The sequence below is a fragment of the Devosia sp. genome, from assembly GCF_035944845.1.
GTDB lineage: Bacteria > Pseudomonadota > Alphaproteobacteria > Rhizobiales > Devosiaceae > Devosia_A.
On the sequence record NZ_DASZAW010000008.1, the window covers coordinates 1 to 15,352 of the forward strand.

Consider the following 15,352-nt stretch of genomic DNA (forward strand, 5'->3'; position numbering starts at 1 on the left):
CTGCCAGAACTCCTGGTTCTTGGGGCCGTTGACGTTGGCGAACTCGTGGCTCGCCTCGCAGGTCCAGGTATTGCCGCGCGGCAGCACCAGGGCCGCCTCGAACTCGGGGGTGATGTGGGTCGATTCGATGTGCTTGTGCACTTCGCCGAAGCCCGGCACGGCGCTGAGGTTCGGGTAACTCACCCGCGCCTGCACTTCGCCCTTGTAGCTGCCGCGCGGGCCAACGAAGGCGATGCGCCGGCCGGAGACGACGATTTCCTGGTCCTCCAGCCAATGCCGCGAGTGGACCGAGAGCAGCCTGCCGACCTCGATCACCAGGTCCGCCGGACGTTTGGCAAGCGCCACCAGCGTCAGATGCTGGCGAATGGAAACTTCGTCCTCGGCGTTGAGGATCAGGTCGTCGGGCAGGTGCATCGGCGCGTTCCGGGGATGTGCAACGCTTTAGTAAAGCGGTTTACGAGCGGGAGTGCAATGCGCTGCAACCTAGGGACGGCAGCAAGGCGGTGAGCAATCTCTGTTCAGCGCCAACGCTTGCTCGCGATAACGCATTTTGCCATAAGCTGCCGGCCTCGATCCCACGCAGCGAGGACAGCCGCGATGAGCCAGATTGCCATCTTCAGTGGTAGCTCTCATCCCGACCTCGCGGCAAAGATCTGCGCCGAGCTCGGCGTGCCGCTGCTGCCCACCCGGGTGAAGCGCTTTTCCAATGACTGCATCGAAGTGCAACTGCAGGCCAATTGCCGCGAGCAGGATGTGTTCCTGATCCAGACGCTGAGTGCGCCGGTGCAGGACCACCTGGTCGAACTGCTGCTGATGCTCGACGCGGCGCGCGGCGCTTCGGCGGCCCGCATCACCGCAGTCATCCCGCATTATGCCTATGCCCGCTCCGACAAGAAGGATGCGCCGCGCATCTCGATCGGCGGCCGCATGGTCGCCGACCTCTTGCAGACCGCCGGCGCCAACCGGGTGCTGACCATGACGCTGCACTCGCCGCAGGTGCACGGGTTCTTCAGCGTACCGGTCGATCACCTGCATGCGCTGGGCGAGTTGGCCGACTATTTCGGGCGCTACGACACAGCAAACGCCGTGGTGGTGTCGCCGGACCTCGGAAACGCCAAGAATGCGGCGGCCTTCGCCAAACGCCTCGGCGTGCCGGTGGCGGCGGGCGCCAAGGAGCGAATCAGCGACACCGAAGTGAGGATCACCGCGATCATCGGCGAGGTCGAGGGACGCGATGTGATCGTGCTCGACGACGAAATCGCCAATGGCGGCTCGATGATCGAGCTATTGCGGCAGCTCAGGCAGCACGGCGCCCGCTCGGTGCGCATCGCCTGCACGCACGGCATCTTCGCCAACGATGCGATCGCCCGGCTGGCGGCCGAGCCGGATGTGCTGGAGATCGTCTGCACCGATACGCTGCCGATCGCCGAGGCCCGCCGCCACCCCAAGCTGGCAGTACTGTCGATCGCCCCGGCGCTGGCCGAGGCGATGCGCCGGATCAACAGCGGCGAGTCGGTGAGCACGCTGTTCCACGCCGAGCAATCGGCGCCGACAGTGACGCGACTACGGGCTTAGAGCGCCCGGGAAGTCAGCCACCCTTCCGGCGGGCCTGACCCAAAGCGCTCCTCCCCACCGGTGTCATCCCTGCGAAAGCAGGGACCCAGCTCACAGCCCGCGCAGGTGGATGGATGGGTCCCTGCTTTCGCAGGGATGACATCGAGTTTGATGACGCTTTTGGTGACCAATTGCCCACGCCGGGCGGTCGGACAAGAATCCGATCTATGCTGCGAGATCCGCGACCACTGCATCCAGCACCGGCCAGCCTTTGTCGGTGACCCGAATAAAGCCGTTGGGGAGCGTCTCGACGAAGCCGATAGAGCGCAGCTCGTTGATCTGGCGCTCGGAAATGGCGCGGCCGGAGATTTTGTGGAAGCGGCGCGGGTCGATGCCCTCGCGCAGCCGCAGTCCCATCACCAGCAGTTCGTCGCCTTCTTCTTCCCAGGTCAGGATGTCGTCGGTGACCATGCCGTGGCCGCGCGCCTGCACGCGCTTCTGCCAGTCGAACGGCATCTTCTCGGTCGCCGTGGCGTGGCGCTGGTTGTTGATCAGCAGCCTGCCGTGGGCGCCGGGGCCGACGCCGACATACTCGCCATAGCGCCAATAGATCAGGTTGTGGCGGCTCTCCTGGCCGGGACGGGCGTGGTTCGAAATCTCGTAGGCCGGCAGGCCCGCCTGCTGGGTCAGTTCCTGCGTCATCTCGTAGAAATCGGCGCTCAGGTCCTCGTCCGGCATCTTCAGCTTGCCGGCGCGGAACAGGTCGTAATAGCGCGTGCCCATCTCGATGGTGAGCTGATAGAGCGAGACGTGCCCGGCTTCGGCCAGCCACAGCGCCTCGGTCAGCTCGTCCTGCCATTCGTCCAGCGTCTGGCGCGGCCGCGAATAGATCAGGTCGAAGCTCGAGCGCGGAAAGATCGACTGCGCCAGCCGCACCGCGGCGATGGCCTCGTCCACCGTATGACGACGGCCGAGTTCGGCCAGCGGGCCCTCGCGCAGCGACTGCACGCCGAGCGACACGCGGTTGACGCCGGCTGAGCGATAGCCGCGGAAGCGCTCGGCCTCGACCGAGGTCGGATTGGCTTCGAGGGTGATCTCGGCACGCGGATCGATGACCCAGTGCTTGGCAATTGCGTCGAGAATGCCCTCAACCGAGCGCGGATCCATCAGCGACGGGGTGCCGCCGCCGAAGAAGATCGACTGCACGGTGCGGCCCGGCGTCTGCTTGGCGAAATGCGCCAGCTCGGCGGCATAGGATTCGACATAGGTCGCTTCATCGAACTCGCCGCGGTGCACGTGCGAGTTGAAATCGCAGTACGGGCATTTGGCAGCGCAGAACGGCCAATGGACGTAAATGCCGAACAGGCCGTTGGAGCGGGGGTCGACGGAGTTGTGACCGAACGTTTCAGTGCTCAACGCCGCCTCCCAATGCATCATCGACGAATTTGGCGAAGGCGCGCGCCCGGTGGCTCAGGCCCACCTTGCCCGGGGCCCAGGAGTGCTTGGCCTCCGACGGCATCTCGCCGAAGGTGATGTCGTAGCCGTCGGGCATGAACACCGGATCGAAGCCAAAGCCCTTGTCGCCGCGCGGCGGCCACACCAGCGTGCCCTCGGCCTTGCCCTCGTAGATCACCTCGCGCCCATCGGGATGGGCAAGGCAGAGCGTGGCATTGAAACTGCCGCGGCGTTCGCCCGGGGTAATGGCGCCGACCGCCTGCAAGGCATCCTCGACCCGGCGCATGCCGACCATATAGTCGCGCCCGCCATGCGCCGAGGACCCAGCCCAGTCGGCGGTGTAGACGCCCGGTTTGCCACCGATGGCATTGACCGAGAGGCCGGAATCATCGGCCAGCGCGATATTGTTGGCAGCCACCGCAGCGGCATGCGCCTTGATGCGGGCATTCTCGACGAAGGCGGTGCCCGTCTCTTCCGGCTCGGGCAGGCCGAGCTCGCCGGCCGAGACCAGGTCGAGGCCGAATGGCGCCAGGAGTTCCTTGAACTCGGCGAGCTTGCCCGCATTGTGGGTCGCCAGCACCAGCCGGTCGCCGCGCCGCAATGTGAGCTTGCCTGCCATCAGCCGGTCTTTCCTTGCGGCATGACCTTCATCCGAAAACCGTCGCCACTTTTCAGGGTCATGCCAATGCCGCCTGCTGCATGGTGGTCAATTCACCAATGCCCTGCTCGGCCAGCCGCATCAGGCTATCGAGCTCGTCGCGGCTGAATGGCACCTGTTCGGCAGTGCCCTGGATTTCGACGAACTTGCCGGTGCCGGTCATGACGAAATTGGCATCGGTATGGGCCTCGACATCCTCGAGATAGTCGAGGTCGAGCACCGGGGTGCCGCGGTAGATGCCGCAGGAAATGGCCGCGACCGAATCGCGCAGCACCGGGCCTTTGGTGAGACCGCGGGCCTCGAGCCACTTGATCGCATCGGCCAGCGCCACATAGGCGCCGGTGATCGAGGCGGTGCGGGTACCGCCGTCAGCCTCCAGCACGTCGCAATCGAGCGTGATCTGGTTCTCGCCCAGGGCCTGCATATCGACCACGGCGCGGAGCGAGCGGCCGATCAGGCGCTGGATTTCCTGGGTGCGGCCCGACTGCTTGCCTTGCGCCGCTTCGCGCTTGGTGCGCGAACCAGTGGCGCGGGGCAGCATGCCGTATTCGGCCGTCACCCAGCCCATGCCGGAGCTGCGGCGCCAGGAGGGAAGCGTGGTTTCGACCGAGGCGGTAACGAACACCTTGGTCGAACCGAAGGTGACGAGGCAGCTGCCTTCGGCCTTGGGGGCGACGTTACGTTCGAGCGTTACGGCCCGCATCTGGTCTGGCTGGCGTCCGGAGGGCCGCATATGGTCAAATCACTCGTTCTTGGAAATGCTGTTAACCGCCTCTTAACCCTGACCGCCCCCTCGAACAAGCAGCGGCAACTTGGCGGCACAGGCCTTTCCGCCTAAATGGTGAATATGGCAGATCGCACAAAAGCTCCCGAAGACGTGCTCGCGGTGCTCAACGCACGCAGCCAGGACATCTTCCGCAAGCTGGTAGAGCGCTATCTCGATACTGGCACGCCGGTGGCCTCACGCGATCTGGCGCGCATGCTGAGCGTCGGACTGAGCCCCGCTTCGGTCCGCAATGTGATGGCCGACCTCGAAGACCTGGGGCTGATCGCCTCGCCCCATACCTCGGCCGGCCGGCTGCCGACGCAGCAGGGGCTGCGCTTCTTCGTCGACGCCATGCTGGAAATCGGTGCGGTCAACGAAGACGAAAAGGCCGCGATCGCCAAGCAGATCCACGGACCGGCAGTGCATGGCCAGGTCGAAGATCTGTTGACCGAGGCCAGCCAGTTGCTGAGCGGGCTCAGCCACGGCGCCGGCGTGGTGATCGCGCAGAAATCCGACCTGGTGCTGAAGCATATCGAGTTCATCCGGCTCGATGCCGAGCGCGCCATGGTGGTGCTGGTGGGCGAGGATGGCTCGGTGGAGAACCGGGTACTACCGCTGCCACCGGGGCTGACGGCGAGCGCCCTGACCCAGGCCTCGAACTACCTGGCGCATTTCGCCGTGGGCAAGACGCTCAACGAGACGCGCAAGGCCTTGCAGACGCAGCGCGAGGCCACGGTGCATGAGCTCGACGAGCTGACCCGAAAGCTGGTGGACGCGGGGCTCGCGACGCTTTCCGGCTCGGGCAGCGCCTCACCCCCAACTGTGATCGTGCGCGGCCGGGCAAACCTCATCAACGACACCATGGCGTCGGAGGAGCTGAGCCGGGTGCGGCAGCTGTTCGACGAGCTCGAAAGCCGCGACGGGCTGATCGAGCTGCTCGGCGATACCGAGACGGCGCAAGGGGTGAAGATCTTCATCGGCTCGGAGAACAAGCTGTTCTCGCTGTCGGGCTCGTCGGTGATCCTCAGCCCCTACAAGGATGCCAACCAGAAGGTGGTCGGGGTGCTCGGGGTCATCGGCCCGACCCGGCTCAACTACGCCCGCATCGTGCCGGTGGTCGATTACACTGCCAATGTCGTCTCGGCGATGATGGCCCGCAAAGCCTGAGGCGAAGCGGCGCGGAACCTTTCCGAGGCTTGAATCTTATCGCTCATTGGCCGATATGCGGGGCAAACGCGATGCGACAAAATCCAAGGTCCCAATGAACGACGATACGAACAAGCCCGAGGACGACAAGGCCGCTCCCACCGCGACCGAGACCACGGGCACCACTGAGCAGAAAACGTCCGAGCCGGCGGCGACGCCGGATCCGATCGAGGCCCTCAAGGCCGAGAACCAGGACATGCGCGACAAATTGCTGCGCACCATCGCCGAGATGGAAAACCTGCGCAAACGCACCGAGCGCGAGATCGCCGATACCCGGTCCTATGCCATTGCCGGCTTTGCCCGCGACATGCTGACCGCCACCGATTCGCTGAGCCGCGCCCTGATGGTGCTGCCGGCCGAGGCGCGCGACAGCTCGGACGCGACCATCAGATCGCTGATCGAGGGCATCGAGATGACCGAGCGCGAGATGCAGCGTTTGCTGGCCAAGCACGGCGTCAAGCCGATCGAGGCGGAAGGCCAGAAGTTCGACCCGCACAAGCACCAGGCGATGTTCGAGGTTCCTGATCCGTCGCGGCCGGAAGGCACGGTGGTGCAGGTGGTGCAGGCGGGCTTTGCCATCGGCGACCGGGTGCTGCGTCCGGCCATGGTCGGCGTCGCCAAGGGCGGCGGCGCCAACGGCGCCCCGGCCGAAGGCACGATCGACAAGAGCGTCTGATTTCACCGAGATCGGTGAGTTTTTCAAAGGGCGCTCCGGCGCCCTTTTTGTTGCCCGGTCGCGGAGGAGGAGCCCCATGGACAGCCTGTACGACGATGCCGAGCTCTACGATCTGGTTTCACCACCGGACGCGACGATGGCGCGCTTCTATGTCGAAGCGGCAGGTGGACCGGGACGACGGGTGCTGGACCTCGCCTGCGGCTCGGGCCGCTTCACCGTGCCGTTGGCGGAGAGCGGCGCGCTGGTGGTGGGCGGCGACCTCAGCGAGACCATGCTGGCGCGGGCTCGCGCCGCCACGGCGGACCGCGGTGTGTCGGCCGATTTCGTGCAACTCGACATGCGCGACTTCGTCCTCGGCCGGCATTTCGACGCCATCGTCATCGCCGCCAACTCGCTGATGCACCTCACGCGCCGAGCCGATCTCGACCGGGCCTTCTCGACCATCCGCCAGCACCTGGCTCCGGGCGGCCGGCTGGTCTTCGACGTGTTCGTGCCGAGCCCACGGCTGCTCAGCCTGCCAGCCGACCAGCGCGAGTTGCTGGGGGTGTTTGCGCATCCGAAGCTGGGCGAGGTCACGATCGAGGAAACGATCAGCTACGATCCGATCAGCCAGGTGATGCGCACCGACTGGTACTGGTCGACCGCCGAGCGTCGCGATTTCCGGCACACCCCGCTGGAGTTGCGGCAGATTTTTCCGCAGGAACTGCCGCTGCTGCTGGAGGCAGGCGGGTTGCGGCTGATCGAGCGGTTCGGCGATTTCGAGCGCGGGCCGCTGACGGCGGCGAGCCACCGGCAGGTGTGTCTGTGCATGGTCGCTTAACCCGGCGGCGCCCCTGTCGTCCCCTCTCCCTCGGGGGAGAGGTGACAAAGCGCTAGTTCGCCGACGAAACCACCAGGTCCGGGCAGCTGGTCACGTCGTACTTGGCGCCGGGCTTGCCCATCTCGGCGACGACGCGGCTGTCATAAGCATCGCGCAACGCGGTGATCGCCGCGTCGTCGTTGCCTTCGGCTTCCAGCATCATATCGGCGCGGCTGGCGAGATCGTCGGACCAGGCGCCATACTGGTCGCCTTCGGCGTCGTTGCCGGAATCATAGGCGTCGGTCGAGAGCCAGTAGAAGGCGCTGCCGCACCAGAGCAGCCGATCGGCGGCGGCCGAGGGCTCGCCCGCCGCAGCCGGCAGGGCCAGCAGCCCGATCAGCAATCCTTTCAGCGCAGCAACCCGCAGCATGTCTTCCTCAGGCGATTTCCCCGGCGAGGATCCGCTTGACCCCGGCGGCGTTCATATCGGCCCAGGCCTGGGCCAGCGACCCCGAGGTGTCGATGGCGCGGCAGGCGTCCTCGATCACGTAGGTCTCAAAGCCCGCATTGGCCGAATCGACTGCCGTCCAGTTGACGCAGAAATCGGTGGCAAGGCCAGCGATGAACAGCCGCTTGAACTTGCGCTCACGCAGGTAGCCTTCGAGCCCGGTCTTGGTCTTGCGGTCGGCCTCCTGGAAGCCGGAATAGGAATCGACCACCTCGTGATAACCCTTGCGGATCACCAACTGGGTATGCGGCAGCTCGATATCGGTAGAGAATTCGGCGCCGTGGGTGTCCCAGACGCAGTGGTCGGGCCACAGCACCTGCGGGCCATAGGGCAGCTCCATGATCTCGAAGGGCTTGGCGCCGGCGTGGCTCGAGGCGAACGAGATGTGGCCGCCCGGGTGCCAATCCTGGGTCATGGCGACGTTTTCGAAGCGGCGGCCGAGCCGGTTGATCGGGATGATGATCTCGTCGCCACCGGCAACGGCAAGCTTGCCGCCCGGAAGGAAATCATACTGCAGGTCGACCACGAGGAAGAGGTCGTCGGAACGGGGCGTGAGGGCCATGCGGGTCTTATCTATCTCATTGGCCGATGAGGGCCGAACAATCCTGAAATGAATAGGCGGCGCTGTCGCTGGCCCTGCCGGAACCGTTGACGACGCGACCGATGGAGTCTTCGAGGTCACTACGATAGTCGGCCAGCGCTTCGTCGGTGTAGCCGGCTTCAAGGTAGATCGGGATGGCACGCTGCAGCAGCAACGCCCCGCCATCGGCATAGACCTTGGCGGAAGCAAGTTTTTCGGGCGTGGCATCGGCCGGTGCGTCGCGGGTCATCAGCTCGAAGGCGGTGCCGCACCACATGTCCATCTGCGCTTCGGCCGGCACTTCCTGGGCCAGGGCCGCGCGCGGCAGCAGGGTCAGGGCCGCACAGACCGGGACGATGAGAAGGAACCTCAGCATAGTCGCGTTCCCCAAGATAGTCGTGTCCCCAAGCCGGCAACGAGCGCTTCTTAGACCATAACCGGGGCGGCAACGACAAGCCGGGTCGGCGCGCCGCGCCCCCCAGAAGCGGCTGGTGAGGTTTCTCTAACCAAGGCGATAGCCGGCCTTTGAGGCATAATGAACTAAAATGCTAAGCGAAAGCCGGCGCCAGCATCCCGTGCGCCAGGGTTTCGGTGATCGCGGGGTCGAGCCGAAAGCTTTCCTGCGCGTACCGATCCCGCTTTCTGGGGGCTATGTTGAAACTGACGATGCTGAGCGGGGCTGCCGCCCTGCTGCTGGTGGTGCTGCCGGGCGCGGCGCTGGCGGAAGACCTGACCTTCACCCTGACCAACAATTCGTCCTATGCGGTGAAGAGCCTGTTCACCTCGCCGGCCGATGTCGACACCTGGGAAGAGGACGTGTTCGCCGACAAGTACCTGCCGGCCGGCAACTATGTCGAGGTCACCATCGGCGACGGCCGCGAGCGCTGTGTCTATGACATGAAATTCGTGCTCGAGGACGATTCCGAGTTCATCGAACCGGCAGTCGACCTGTGCGAACTAGGTGAATACACACTGAGCGACGCGACCTGACGGCAATCGGATTGCTGCGCCCGTTGCGGTACGTTTCTGTACACCGGGCACGAAAAGCCGACCGATCTGGGTCAGTTCCCGCCAAAAGCCGGGACTTTGTGCCCGGACTGCGCTTGCACCCCCAAAAACCCCCTCCTATATAGCGCTCAAGGCCCGGTCACGGGTCAATTTCAACACGGGAACCCGGACACCCGCGAGGGATCAGGAACTGCCGGATGGGGTTTCATCCGGGTTCGCCAGGAAAGAGGCAGTAAGTATGGGTAAAGTCATCGGAATCGACCTCGGTACGACCAATAGCTGCGTTGCCGTCATGGACGGTTCGACGCCGAAGGTCATCGAGAACGCGGAAGGCGCACGCACCACGCCCTCCATGGTTGCCTTCACCAAGGACGGCGAGCGCCTCGTCGGGCAGCCGGCCAAGCGCCAGGCGGTCACCAACCCGGAAGGCACGCTGTTCGCCGTGAAGCGCCTGATCGGTCGGCGCTACAACGACCCGATGGTCGAAAAGGACAAGGGCCTGGTGCCCTTCAAGATCGTCAACGCCGACAACGGCGATGCCTGGGTCGAGGTCGAGAGCAAGAAGTATTCTCCCTCGGAAGTCTCGGCGATGATCCTGACCAAGATGAAGGAAACCGCCGAGTCGTATCTCGGTGAGAACGTCACGCAGGCGGTGATCACCGTGCCGGCGTACTTCAACGATTCGCAGCGGCAGGCCACCAAGGATGCCGGCAAGATCGCCGGGCTGGAAGTGCTCCGCATCATCAACGAGCCGACGGCGGCAGCGCTTGCCTACGGACTCGACAAGAAGAACACCGGCACCATCGCGGTCTATGACCTGGGCGGCGGTACCTTCGATATTTCCGTTCTGGAGATCGGCGACGGCGTGTTCGAGGTGAAGTCGACCAACGGCGACACCTTCCTCGGCGGCGAAGACTTCGACATGCGTCTGGTCGATTACCTGGCGGCCGAGTTCAAGAAGGATCAGGGCATCGACCTCAGGAGCGACAAGCTCGCACTGCAGCGCCTGAAGGAAGCGGCTGAGAAGGCCAAGATCGAACTCTCGAGCTCGACCCAGACCGAGATCAACCTGCCCTTCATCACCGCCGATGCGTCTGGTCCCAAGCACCTGACGCTGAAGCTCACCCGCGCCAAGCTCGAGAGCCTCGTCGACGACCTGATCCAGAAGACCGTCGAGCCGTGCCGGCAGGCGCTGAAGGATGCCGGCGTTTCGGCCGCGCAGATCGACGAAGTGGTGCTGGTCGGCGGCATGACCCGCATGCCCAAGGTCATCGAGACGGTGAAGCAGTTCTTCGGCAAGGAACCGCACAAGGGTGTGAACCCTGACGAGGTCGTTGCCATGGGCGCCGCCATCCAGGCCGGTGTGCTGCAGGGCGACGTCAAGGACGTGCTGCTGCTCGACGTGACCCCGCTGTCGCTGGGCATCGAGACGCTGGGTGGCGTGTTCACCCGACTCATCGATCGGAACACGACCATTCCGACCAAGAAGAGCCAGACCTTCTCGACCGCCGAGGACAACCAGAACGCGGTGACCATCCGCGTGTTCCAGGGCGAACGCGAGATGGCTGCCAACAACAAGCTGCTCGGCAATTTCGACCTCGCCGGCATCCCCCCGGCGCCGCGTGGCGTGCCGCAGATCGAAGTCACTTTCGACATCGACGCCAACGGCATCGTCAACGTCTCGGCCAAGGACAAGGGCACCGGCAAGGAGCAGCAGATCCGCATCCAGGCCTCGGGCGGGCTGTCGGACGCCGATATCGAACGGATGGTCAAGGAAGCCGAACAGAACGCCGACGCCGACAAGAAGAAGCGTGAAGCGGTGGAAGCCAAGAACCAGGGCGAATCGCTGATCCACTCGACCGAGAAGTCGCTGAAGGACTACGGCGACAAGGTCACGGCCGAAGAGAAGGCCGCCATCGAAACGGCGATCGCCGACCTCAAGGGCGTGCTCGAAGGCGACGACGCCGACGCGATCAAGGAGAAATCCGCGACGCTGGCCGAAGCTTCGATGAAGCTGGGCGAGGCGATGTACAAGCAGAGCCAGGCGGAAGCCGAGGCCAAGGCCGAAGGCGGCGAACAGCCGGCCGACGACGATGTGGTCGACGCCGAGTTCGAAGAGGTCAAGGACGACAAGCGGTCGGCCTGATCCACAAAACTAACTTTGAGAAGGGCCTGGCAGTCGCCGGGCCCTTTTCGTTTCACGTGAATCAGGGCCATTTGTCCGCAATCTTGCCGCAGGTCGGCCCAACTGTTTTCACATCCGCCGCCGATGTTGGGCGGGCTGAAGGTGGCGCCAACTGTCAGCAGCAGGGCGCCTAGAGGCAGCAGCCGAAACCCAGGGCCGGGGAACGGATGCTGAGGGCGGACTTCGAAAGGACTATCAATGTCATCGGTTGAGGTGCGGAGGTTCGCCGAAAACGGCGATCTCCATGCAGCGGATGCCGCGCCTGAAGAGCGGCTCGACGCCGACATGCGCCACGTACTCAACGTGCTGCAGTCGATGGGCGGCAAGCGCATCGACGAGTGCCGCTCGCCCGAAGCGCGTGCGCTGCCCACCCTCGACATGGCGCTGCGCCGGATCCTGCGCGACCAGGTCGACGACATGGGCGTCGGCATGGAGATGCGGCTGATCCCCGGCCCCACCGATGAGATCCGCGCTCGCATCTATGTGCCGCAGAACGATATCGTCATGGGCCTGAGGCCGATGGTGCTGTTCCTGCATGGCGGTGGGTTCGTGCTGGGCGATGTCGACAACTACGACGCGACGCCGCGCGCCATTGCCGCGCGCACCGGCGCAGTGGTGGTTTCGGCGCATTACCGGCAGGCACCCGAACACCGCTTCCCGGCCGCGCACGAGGACGCCTACGCGGCATGGAACTGGTTGCTCGAACATGCCGAATCCCTTGGCGGCGATGCCAGGCGCGCGGCGATTGTCGGCGAGGGCTCGGGCGGCAACCTGGCCGTCAACATCGCGCTCAGGGCGCGGGCCGAAGATAAACCGCTGCCGATCCATCTGGGTCTGGTGACGCCGATGGCGGCGATGCTGTTCGACCTGCCGTCGCACATCCAGCACGCCCATACTTTCCCCTACTCCACCGCGACGCTCGAATGGGCGGCGCGCAAGCTGTTCCGCAAGAAGGACGAGGCGCACGACGCCCGGATGAACATTGCCGGGCGCACCGACCTCGCCGGACTGCCGCCGGCGACGATCATTCTCGCCGATGCCGATCCGCTGCGCTCGGAGGGCGAGGCACTGGCCGATGCGATGCGCCGTTCCGGCGTCTGGGTCGACATGACAACCTACGAGGGCGTGACGCACGGCTTCTTCGGGCTCTATCGCATCGTCAACAAGGCGATGTTCGCGCAGGGCCAGCTCGGCCGGAACCTTGCGGCGGCGTTCGGCGCCTGACCCGACCTCTGGTGGAAAAGTCACACCGGGCACGTACGTCGACAGCTTGGCCTCGATAGTGTTGCCGTCGGGCATCAGAGTACTTATCTAGGCCGAATGCCTGATGCGGGGCGCAGGCAACCAAGGACAAGGCCGATTGGCGAAACGCGATTTTTATGAAGTGCTCGGGGTGCCCAAGGGCGCCGACGAAGCGGTGCTGAAAGGCGCCTACCGCAAGCTTGCGATGCAGTTCCATCCGGACCGCAATCCGGGCAATACCGAGGCGGAACATAAGTTCAAGGAAATCAGCGAGGCCTACGACACGCTGAAGGACCCGCAGAAGCGGGCCGCCTACGACCGCTTCGGCCATGCTGCGTTCGAGAATGGCGGACGCGGGCCGGCCGGGTTCGGGCCAGAGTTCACCTCGTCGATGTCCGATATCTTCGAGGATATCTTCGGCGACTTCATGGGCGGCCGCGGCCGCGGTGGCCAGTCCCGGCTGCGCGGCTCGGATCTGCGCTACAATCTCGAAATCAGTCTCGAAGAGGCATTTGCCGGCCGCACCGTCGACATCGACGTGCCGACGCTCGCCACCTGCGATACCTGCGAAGGCTCGGGCGCCAAGCCGGGCACCGGCATGTCGACCTGCCGCCACTGCAATGGCCAGGGCAAGGTGCGCGCGGCGCAGGGCTTCTTCACCATCGAACGCACCTGCCCGATCTGCAATGGCCGTGGCCAGATCCTCGAGCAGCCCTGCACCGATTGCGGTGGCCAGGGCCGCCGGCAGCAGAACCGCACGCTCAGTGTCGATATCCCCAAGGGCATCGAGGACGGTACCCGCATCCGGCTCGCCAATGAGGGTGAGGCGGGGCTGCGCGGCGGACCGCCGGGCGACCTCTACATCTTCATCTCGATCAAGCCGCACGACCTGTTCCAGCGCGACGGCGCCGACCTTTACGCCCGCGTGCCGATCGCTATGACCACCGCGGCTCTGGGCGGCGAATTCGAAGTGCCGACGCTGGACGCGGCCCGGGCCCGGGTGAAGGTCTCGTCCGGCACCCAGCCCGGCCAACGGGTCCGGCTCAAGGGCAAGGGCATGCCGGTGCTGCGCTCCAAGGATTTTGGCGATCTTTACGTGCAGCTCGACGTCGAGACGCCGCAGAGCCTCAGCAAACGCCAGCGCGAGCTGCTCGAGGAGTTCGAACGCGAGTCGACGCGGGAAAATTCTCCGACCAGTGAGGGCTTCTTCGCCAAATTGAAGAGCCTGTTCGAGAACTAGGGCGGTCGACTGAGGTGAGATACGCGGCATAAAGGCCCCCTCACCCGGCCCTGCGGGCCGACCTCTCCCCCCAGGGAGAGGTGGTCGTGGGGCACGATCATGCCACAGCTTCACCTCTCCCTCTGGGGGAGAGGTCGCTGCGAAGCGGCGGGTAAGGGGGCCTTTGCGGCGCAGCGCCAGATCGGCTAGCTCTAGCGCATGACCATCGAAGCCCCTCCCCCCAAGACTGCCATTACCATCTGTGGTTCGCTGCGTAAGGACTCGATCAATGAGCCATTGCGCCGCCACATGTCGGCGAAGCTGCGCGAAGCCGGCGTTGTCGTCACCGATCTCGACCTCCGCGAGTTCGAGATGCCGATCTTCAACCAGGATATCGAGGATGCCGGCGAGACGCCCGAGGCAGCCAAACGCCTGGCGCAGATGTTCCGCGAGCACGATATCGTGCTGATCATCAGCCCCGAATACAATGGCGGGGTGACGCCGCTGATCGCCAACCTCGTCTCCTGGGTCAGCCGCGAGAAGCCGAACCCGTTCAAGCATGCGGTGTTCGGCATCGGCGGGATGAGCGACGGCAAGTATGCGACGATCTTCGCGCTGTCGCATCTGCGCGACTCGCTGAGCAAGATCGGCGCCCTGGTGGTGCCGACGCTGCTTGGGCTGGGCCCCTACCCCGATGTGCTGGATGAGGACGGCGCGCCGAACGAAGGCAACATCAAGTGGAAGGTCGGCCAGATGGTGCGCGAGCTGACGCATTTCTCGCGCGGCGGCATCTGAGATGTATGCGCTCTACGTCACCCACCCGGAAGTGGTGATCGACCCCAATGTGGCGACACCGCGCTGGGGGCTGTCCGCGCTCGGTCGCCAGCGCGCAGAACGTTTTGCGAACCACCCACTGGTGAATGACCTGACGCGCCTCGTTTCGAGCACGGAAACCAAGGCACTCGAGCTGGCGGCCATTCTTGCGACGCGGTGCAAAGCCCCTGTGGACAGCGGGGATAAGTTCGATGAGAACGACCGTCGGAGTACCGGTTTTGTTCCCACGGCGCGCTTCGAGGCACTGGCCGATGCGCTGTTCGCCCGTCCCGATGAGTCGGTGGAAGGCTGGGAGACGGCACGCGACGCGCAGCGGCGGGTGGTTAATGGGTTCAATGAGGTGCTGGATGGGCACGATGCGACCAAGCCGATCGGCTTTACCGGCCATGGCGCCGTCGGGACACTGCTGAAGTGCCATCTCGGCGGGCGGATGATCGCACGATCCGAGGACCAGCGCCGCATCGGCAACCCGGGCGGCGGCAATGTCTTCGTGGTGCGGCTAAGTGATCGCAAATTGCTGACCGACTGGATCGCGATGGAGGATCTGCCGGCGAGGATCGAGGGGCTCTAGACGTCGGCTGCGCCACAGCGCCCCCTCGCCCCTCTGGGGAGAGGGCCGGGGTGAGGGGCCCCAAGTGCGCTGCAGTCCGCTGTCTGATGGG

General features: G+C 65.0%; 16 protein-coding genes and 1 pseudogene. 10 read left to right on the top strand and 7 right to left on the bottom strand.

The features are described 5' to 3' along the window. A pseudogene (locus VGV07_RS01310) lies at nt 1–414 on the bottom strand (adenine deaminase); the annotation flags it as partial. A 183-nt stretch (nt 415–597) separates the two neighbouring features. Between VGV07_RS01310 and VGV07_RS01315 the strand changes: the two are divergent. Then, on the top strand, nt 598–1,575 hold the full coding sequence (locus VGV07_RS01315; protein ID WP_326866879.1) for a ribose-phosphate pyrophosphokinase: 978 nt from the start codon (nt 598–600) through the stop codon (nt 1,573–1,575). A 204-nt stretch (nt 1,576–1,779) separates the two neighbouring features. Here the strand turns inward: VGV07_RS01315 and hemW are convergent, their stop codons facing one another. The 3 genes from hemW to rph are packed head-to-tail and all read right to left on the bottom strand — an operon-like array spanning nt 1,780 to nt 4,400. Further along, nucleotides 1,780–2,970: a radical SAM family heme chaperone HemW gene (gene hemW / locus VGV07_RS01320; protein ID WP_326866880.1), complete on the bottom strand. Its 1,191-nt coding sequence runs from the start codon at nt 2,968–2,970 to the stop codon at nt 1,780–1,782. Continuing rightward, nucleotides 2,960–3,628 carry a non-canonical purine NTP pyrophosphatase gene (locus tag VGV07_RS01325; RefSeq protein WP_326866881.1) on the bottom strand — a complete coding sequence of 223 codons (669 nt, stop codon included), beginning with the start codon at nt 3,626–3,628 and terminating at the stop codon, nt 2,960–2,962. Before VGV07_RS01325 ends, hemW begins: the two co-directional genes overlap by 11 nt. 58 nt (nt 3,629–3,686) lie before the next feature. Beyond that, nucleotides 3,687–4,400 (bottom strand): ribonuclease PH, encoded by a 714-nt coding sequence (gene rph, locus VGV07_RS01330; protein WP_326866883.1) that lies wholly within the window; start codon nt 4,398–4,400, stop codon nt 3,687–3,689. Nucleotides 4,401–4,514: 114 nt separating this feature from the next. Between rph and hrcA the strand changes: the two genes are divergently transcribed. The 3 genes from hrcA (at nt 4,515) to VGV07_RS01345 (ending at nt 7,135) form a co-directional block, all read left to right on the top strand. Then, nucleotides 4,515–5,600 (top strand): heat-inducible transcriptional repressor HrcA, encoded by a 1,086-nt coding sequence (gene hrcA, locus VGV07_RS01335; protein WP_326866884.1) that lies wholly within the window; start codon nt 4,515–4,517, stop codon nt 5,598–5,600. A gap of 94 nt (nt 5,601–5,694) precedes the next feature. Beyond that, a complete protein-coding gene (gene grpE, locus VGV07_RS01340) occupies nt 5,695–6,315 on the top strand; it encodes a nucleotide exchange factor GrpE (protein WP_326866885.1) in 621 nt (206 codons plus the stop codon). 76 nt (nt 6,316–6,391) lie between these two features. Further along, nucleotides 6,392–7,135 carry a class I SAM-dependent methyltransferase gene (locus VGV07_RS01345; RefSeq protein ID WP_326866886.1) on the top strand — a complete coding sequence of 248 codons (744 nt, stop codon included), beginning with the start codon at nt 6,392–6,394 and terminating at the stop codon, nt 7,133–7,135. Nucleotides 7,136–7,187: 52 nt separating this feature from the next. Here the strand turns inward: VGV07_RS01345 and VGV07_RS01350 are convergent, their stop codons facing one another. The 3 genes from VGV07_RS01350 to VGV07_RS01360 are packed head-to-tail and all read right to left on the bottom strand — an operon-like array spanning nt 7,188 to nt 8,578. Next, complete coding sequence (locus VGV07_RS01350; protein ID WP_326866887.1) at nt 7,188–7,544, bottom strand: hypothetical protein; 357 nt, start codon at nt 7,542–7,544, stop codon at nt 7,188–7,190. A gap of 7 nt (nt 7,545–7,551) precedes the next feature. Beyond that, complete coding sequence (gene pncA / locus VGV07_RS01355; RefSeq protein ID WP_326866888.1) at nt 7,552–8,184, bottom strand: bifunctional nicotinamidase/pyrazinamidase; 633 nt, start codon at nt 8,182–8,184, stop codon at nt 7,552–7,554. 16 nt (nt 8,185–8,200) lie between these two features. Further along, entirely contained in the window at nt 8,201–8,578 is a 378-nt protein-coding gene (locus VGV07_RS01360) for a hypothetical protein (RefSeq protein ID WP_326866889.1), read from the bottom strand. Nucleotides 8,579–8,856: 278 nt separating this feature from the next. Between VGV07_RS01360 and VGV07_RS01365 the strand changes: the two genes are divergently transcribed. The 6 genes from VGV07_RS01365 (at nt 8,857) to VGV07_RS01390 (ending at nt 15,261) form a co-directional block, all read left to right on the top strand. Continuing rightward, nucleotides 8,857–9,192, top strand: coding sequence for a hypothetical protein (locus tag VGV07_RS01365; protein ID WP_326866890.1), 336 nt, complete (start codon nt 8,857–8,859; stop codon nt 9,190–9,192). A gap of 256 nt (nt 9,193–9,448) precedes the next feature. Then, nucleotides 9,449–11,356 carry a molecular chaperone DnaK gene (gene dnaK / locus VGV07_RS01370; protein ID WP_326866891.1) on the top strand — a complete coding sequence of 636 codons (1,908 nt, stop codon included), beginning with the start codon at nt 9,449–9,451 and terminating at the stop codon, nt 11,354–11,356. A gap of 237 nt (nt 11,357–11,593) precedes the next feature. After that, nucleotides 11,594–12,619, top strand: a complete 1,026-nt coding sequence (locus VGV07_RS01375) for an alpha/beta hydrolase (protein WP_326866892.1) — start codon at nt 11,594–11,596, stop codon at nt 12,617–12,619. 136 nt (nt 12,620–12,755) lie between these two features. Further along, nucleotides 12,756–13,877, top strand: a complete 1,122-nt coding sequence (dnaJ, locus tag VGV07_RS01380) for a molecular chaperone DnaJ (protein ID WP_326866893.1) — start codon at nt 12,756–12,758, stop codon at nt 13,875–13,877. Between the two features lie 198 nt (nt 13,878–14,075). After that, complete coding sequence (locus tag VGV07_RS01385) at nt 14,076–14,651, top strand: NAD(P)H-dependent oxidoreductase (protein ID WP_326866894.1); 576 nt, start codon at nt 14,076–14,078, stop codon at nt 14,649–14,651. A 1-nt stretch (nt 14,652) separates the two neighbouring features. After that, on the top strand, nt 14,653–15,261 hold the full coding sequence (locus VGV07_RS01390) for a histidine phosphatase family protein (protein WP_326866895.1): 609 nt from the start codon (nt 14,653–14,655) through the stop codon (nt 15,259–15,261). Nucleotides 15,262–15,352 lie beyond the last annotated feature (91 nt).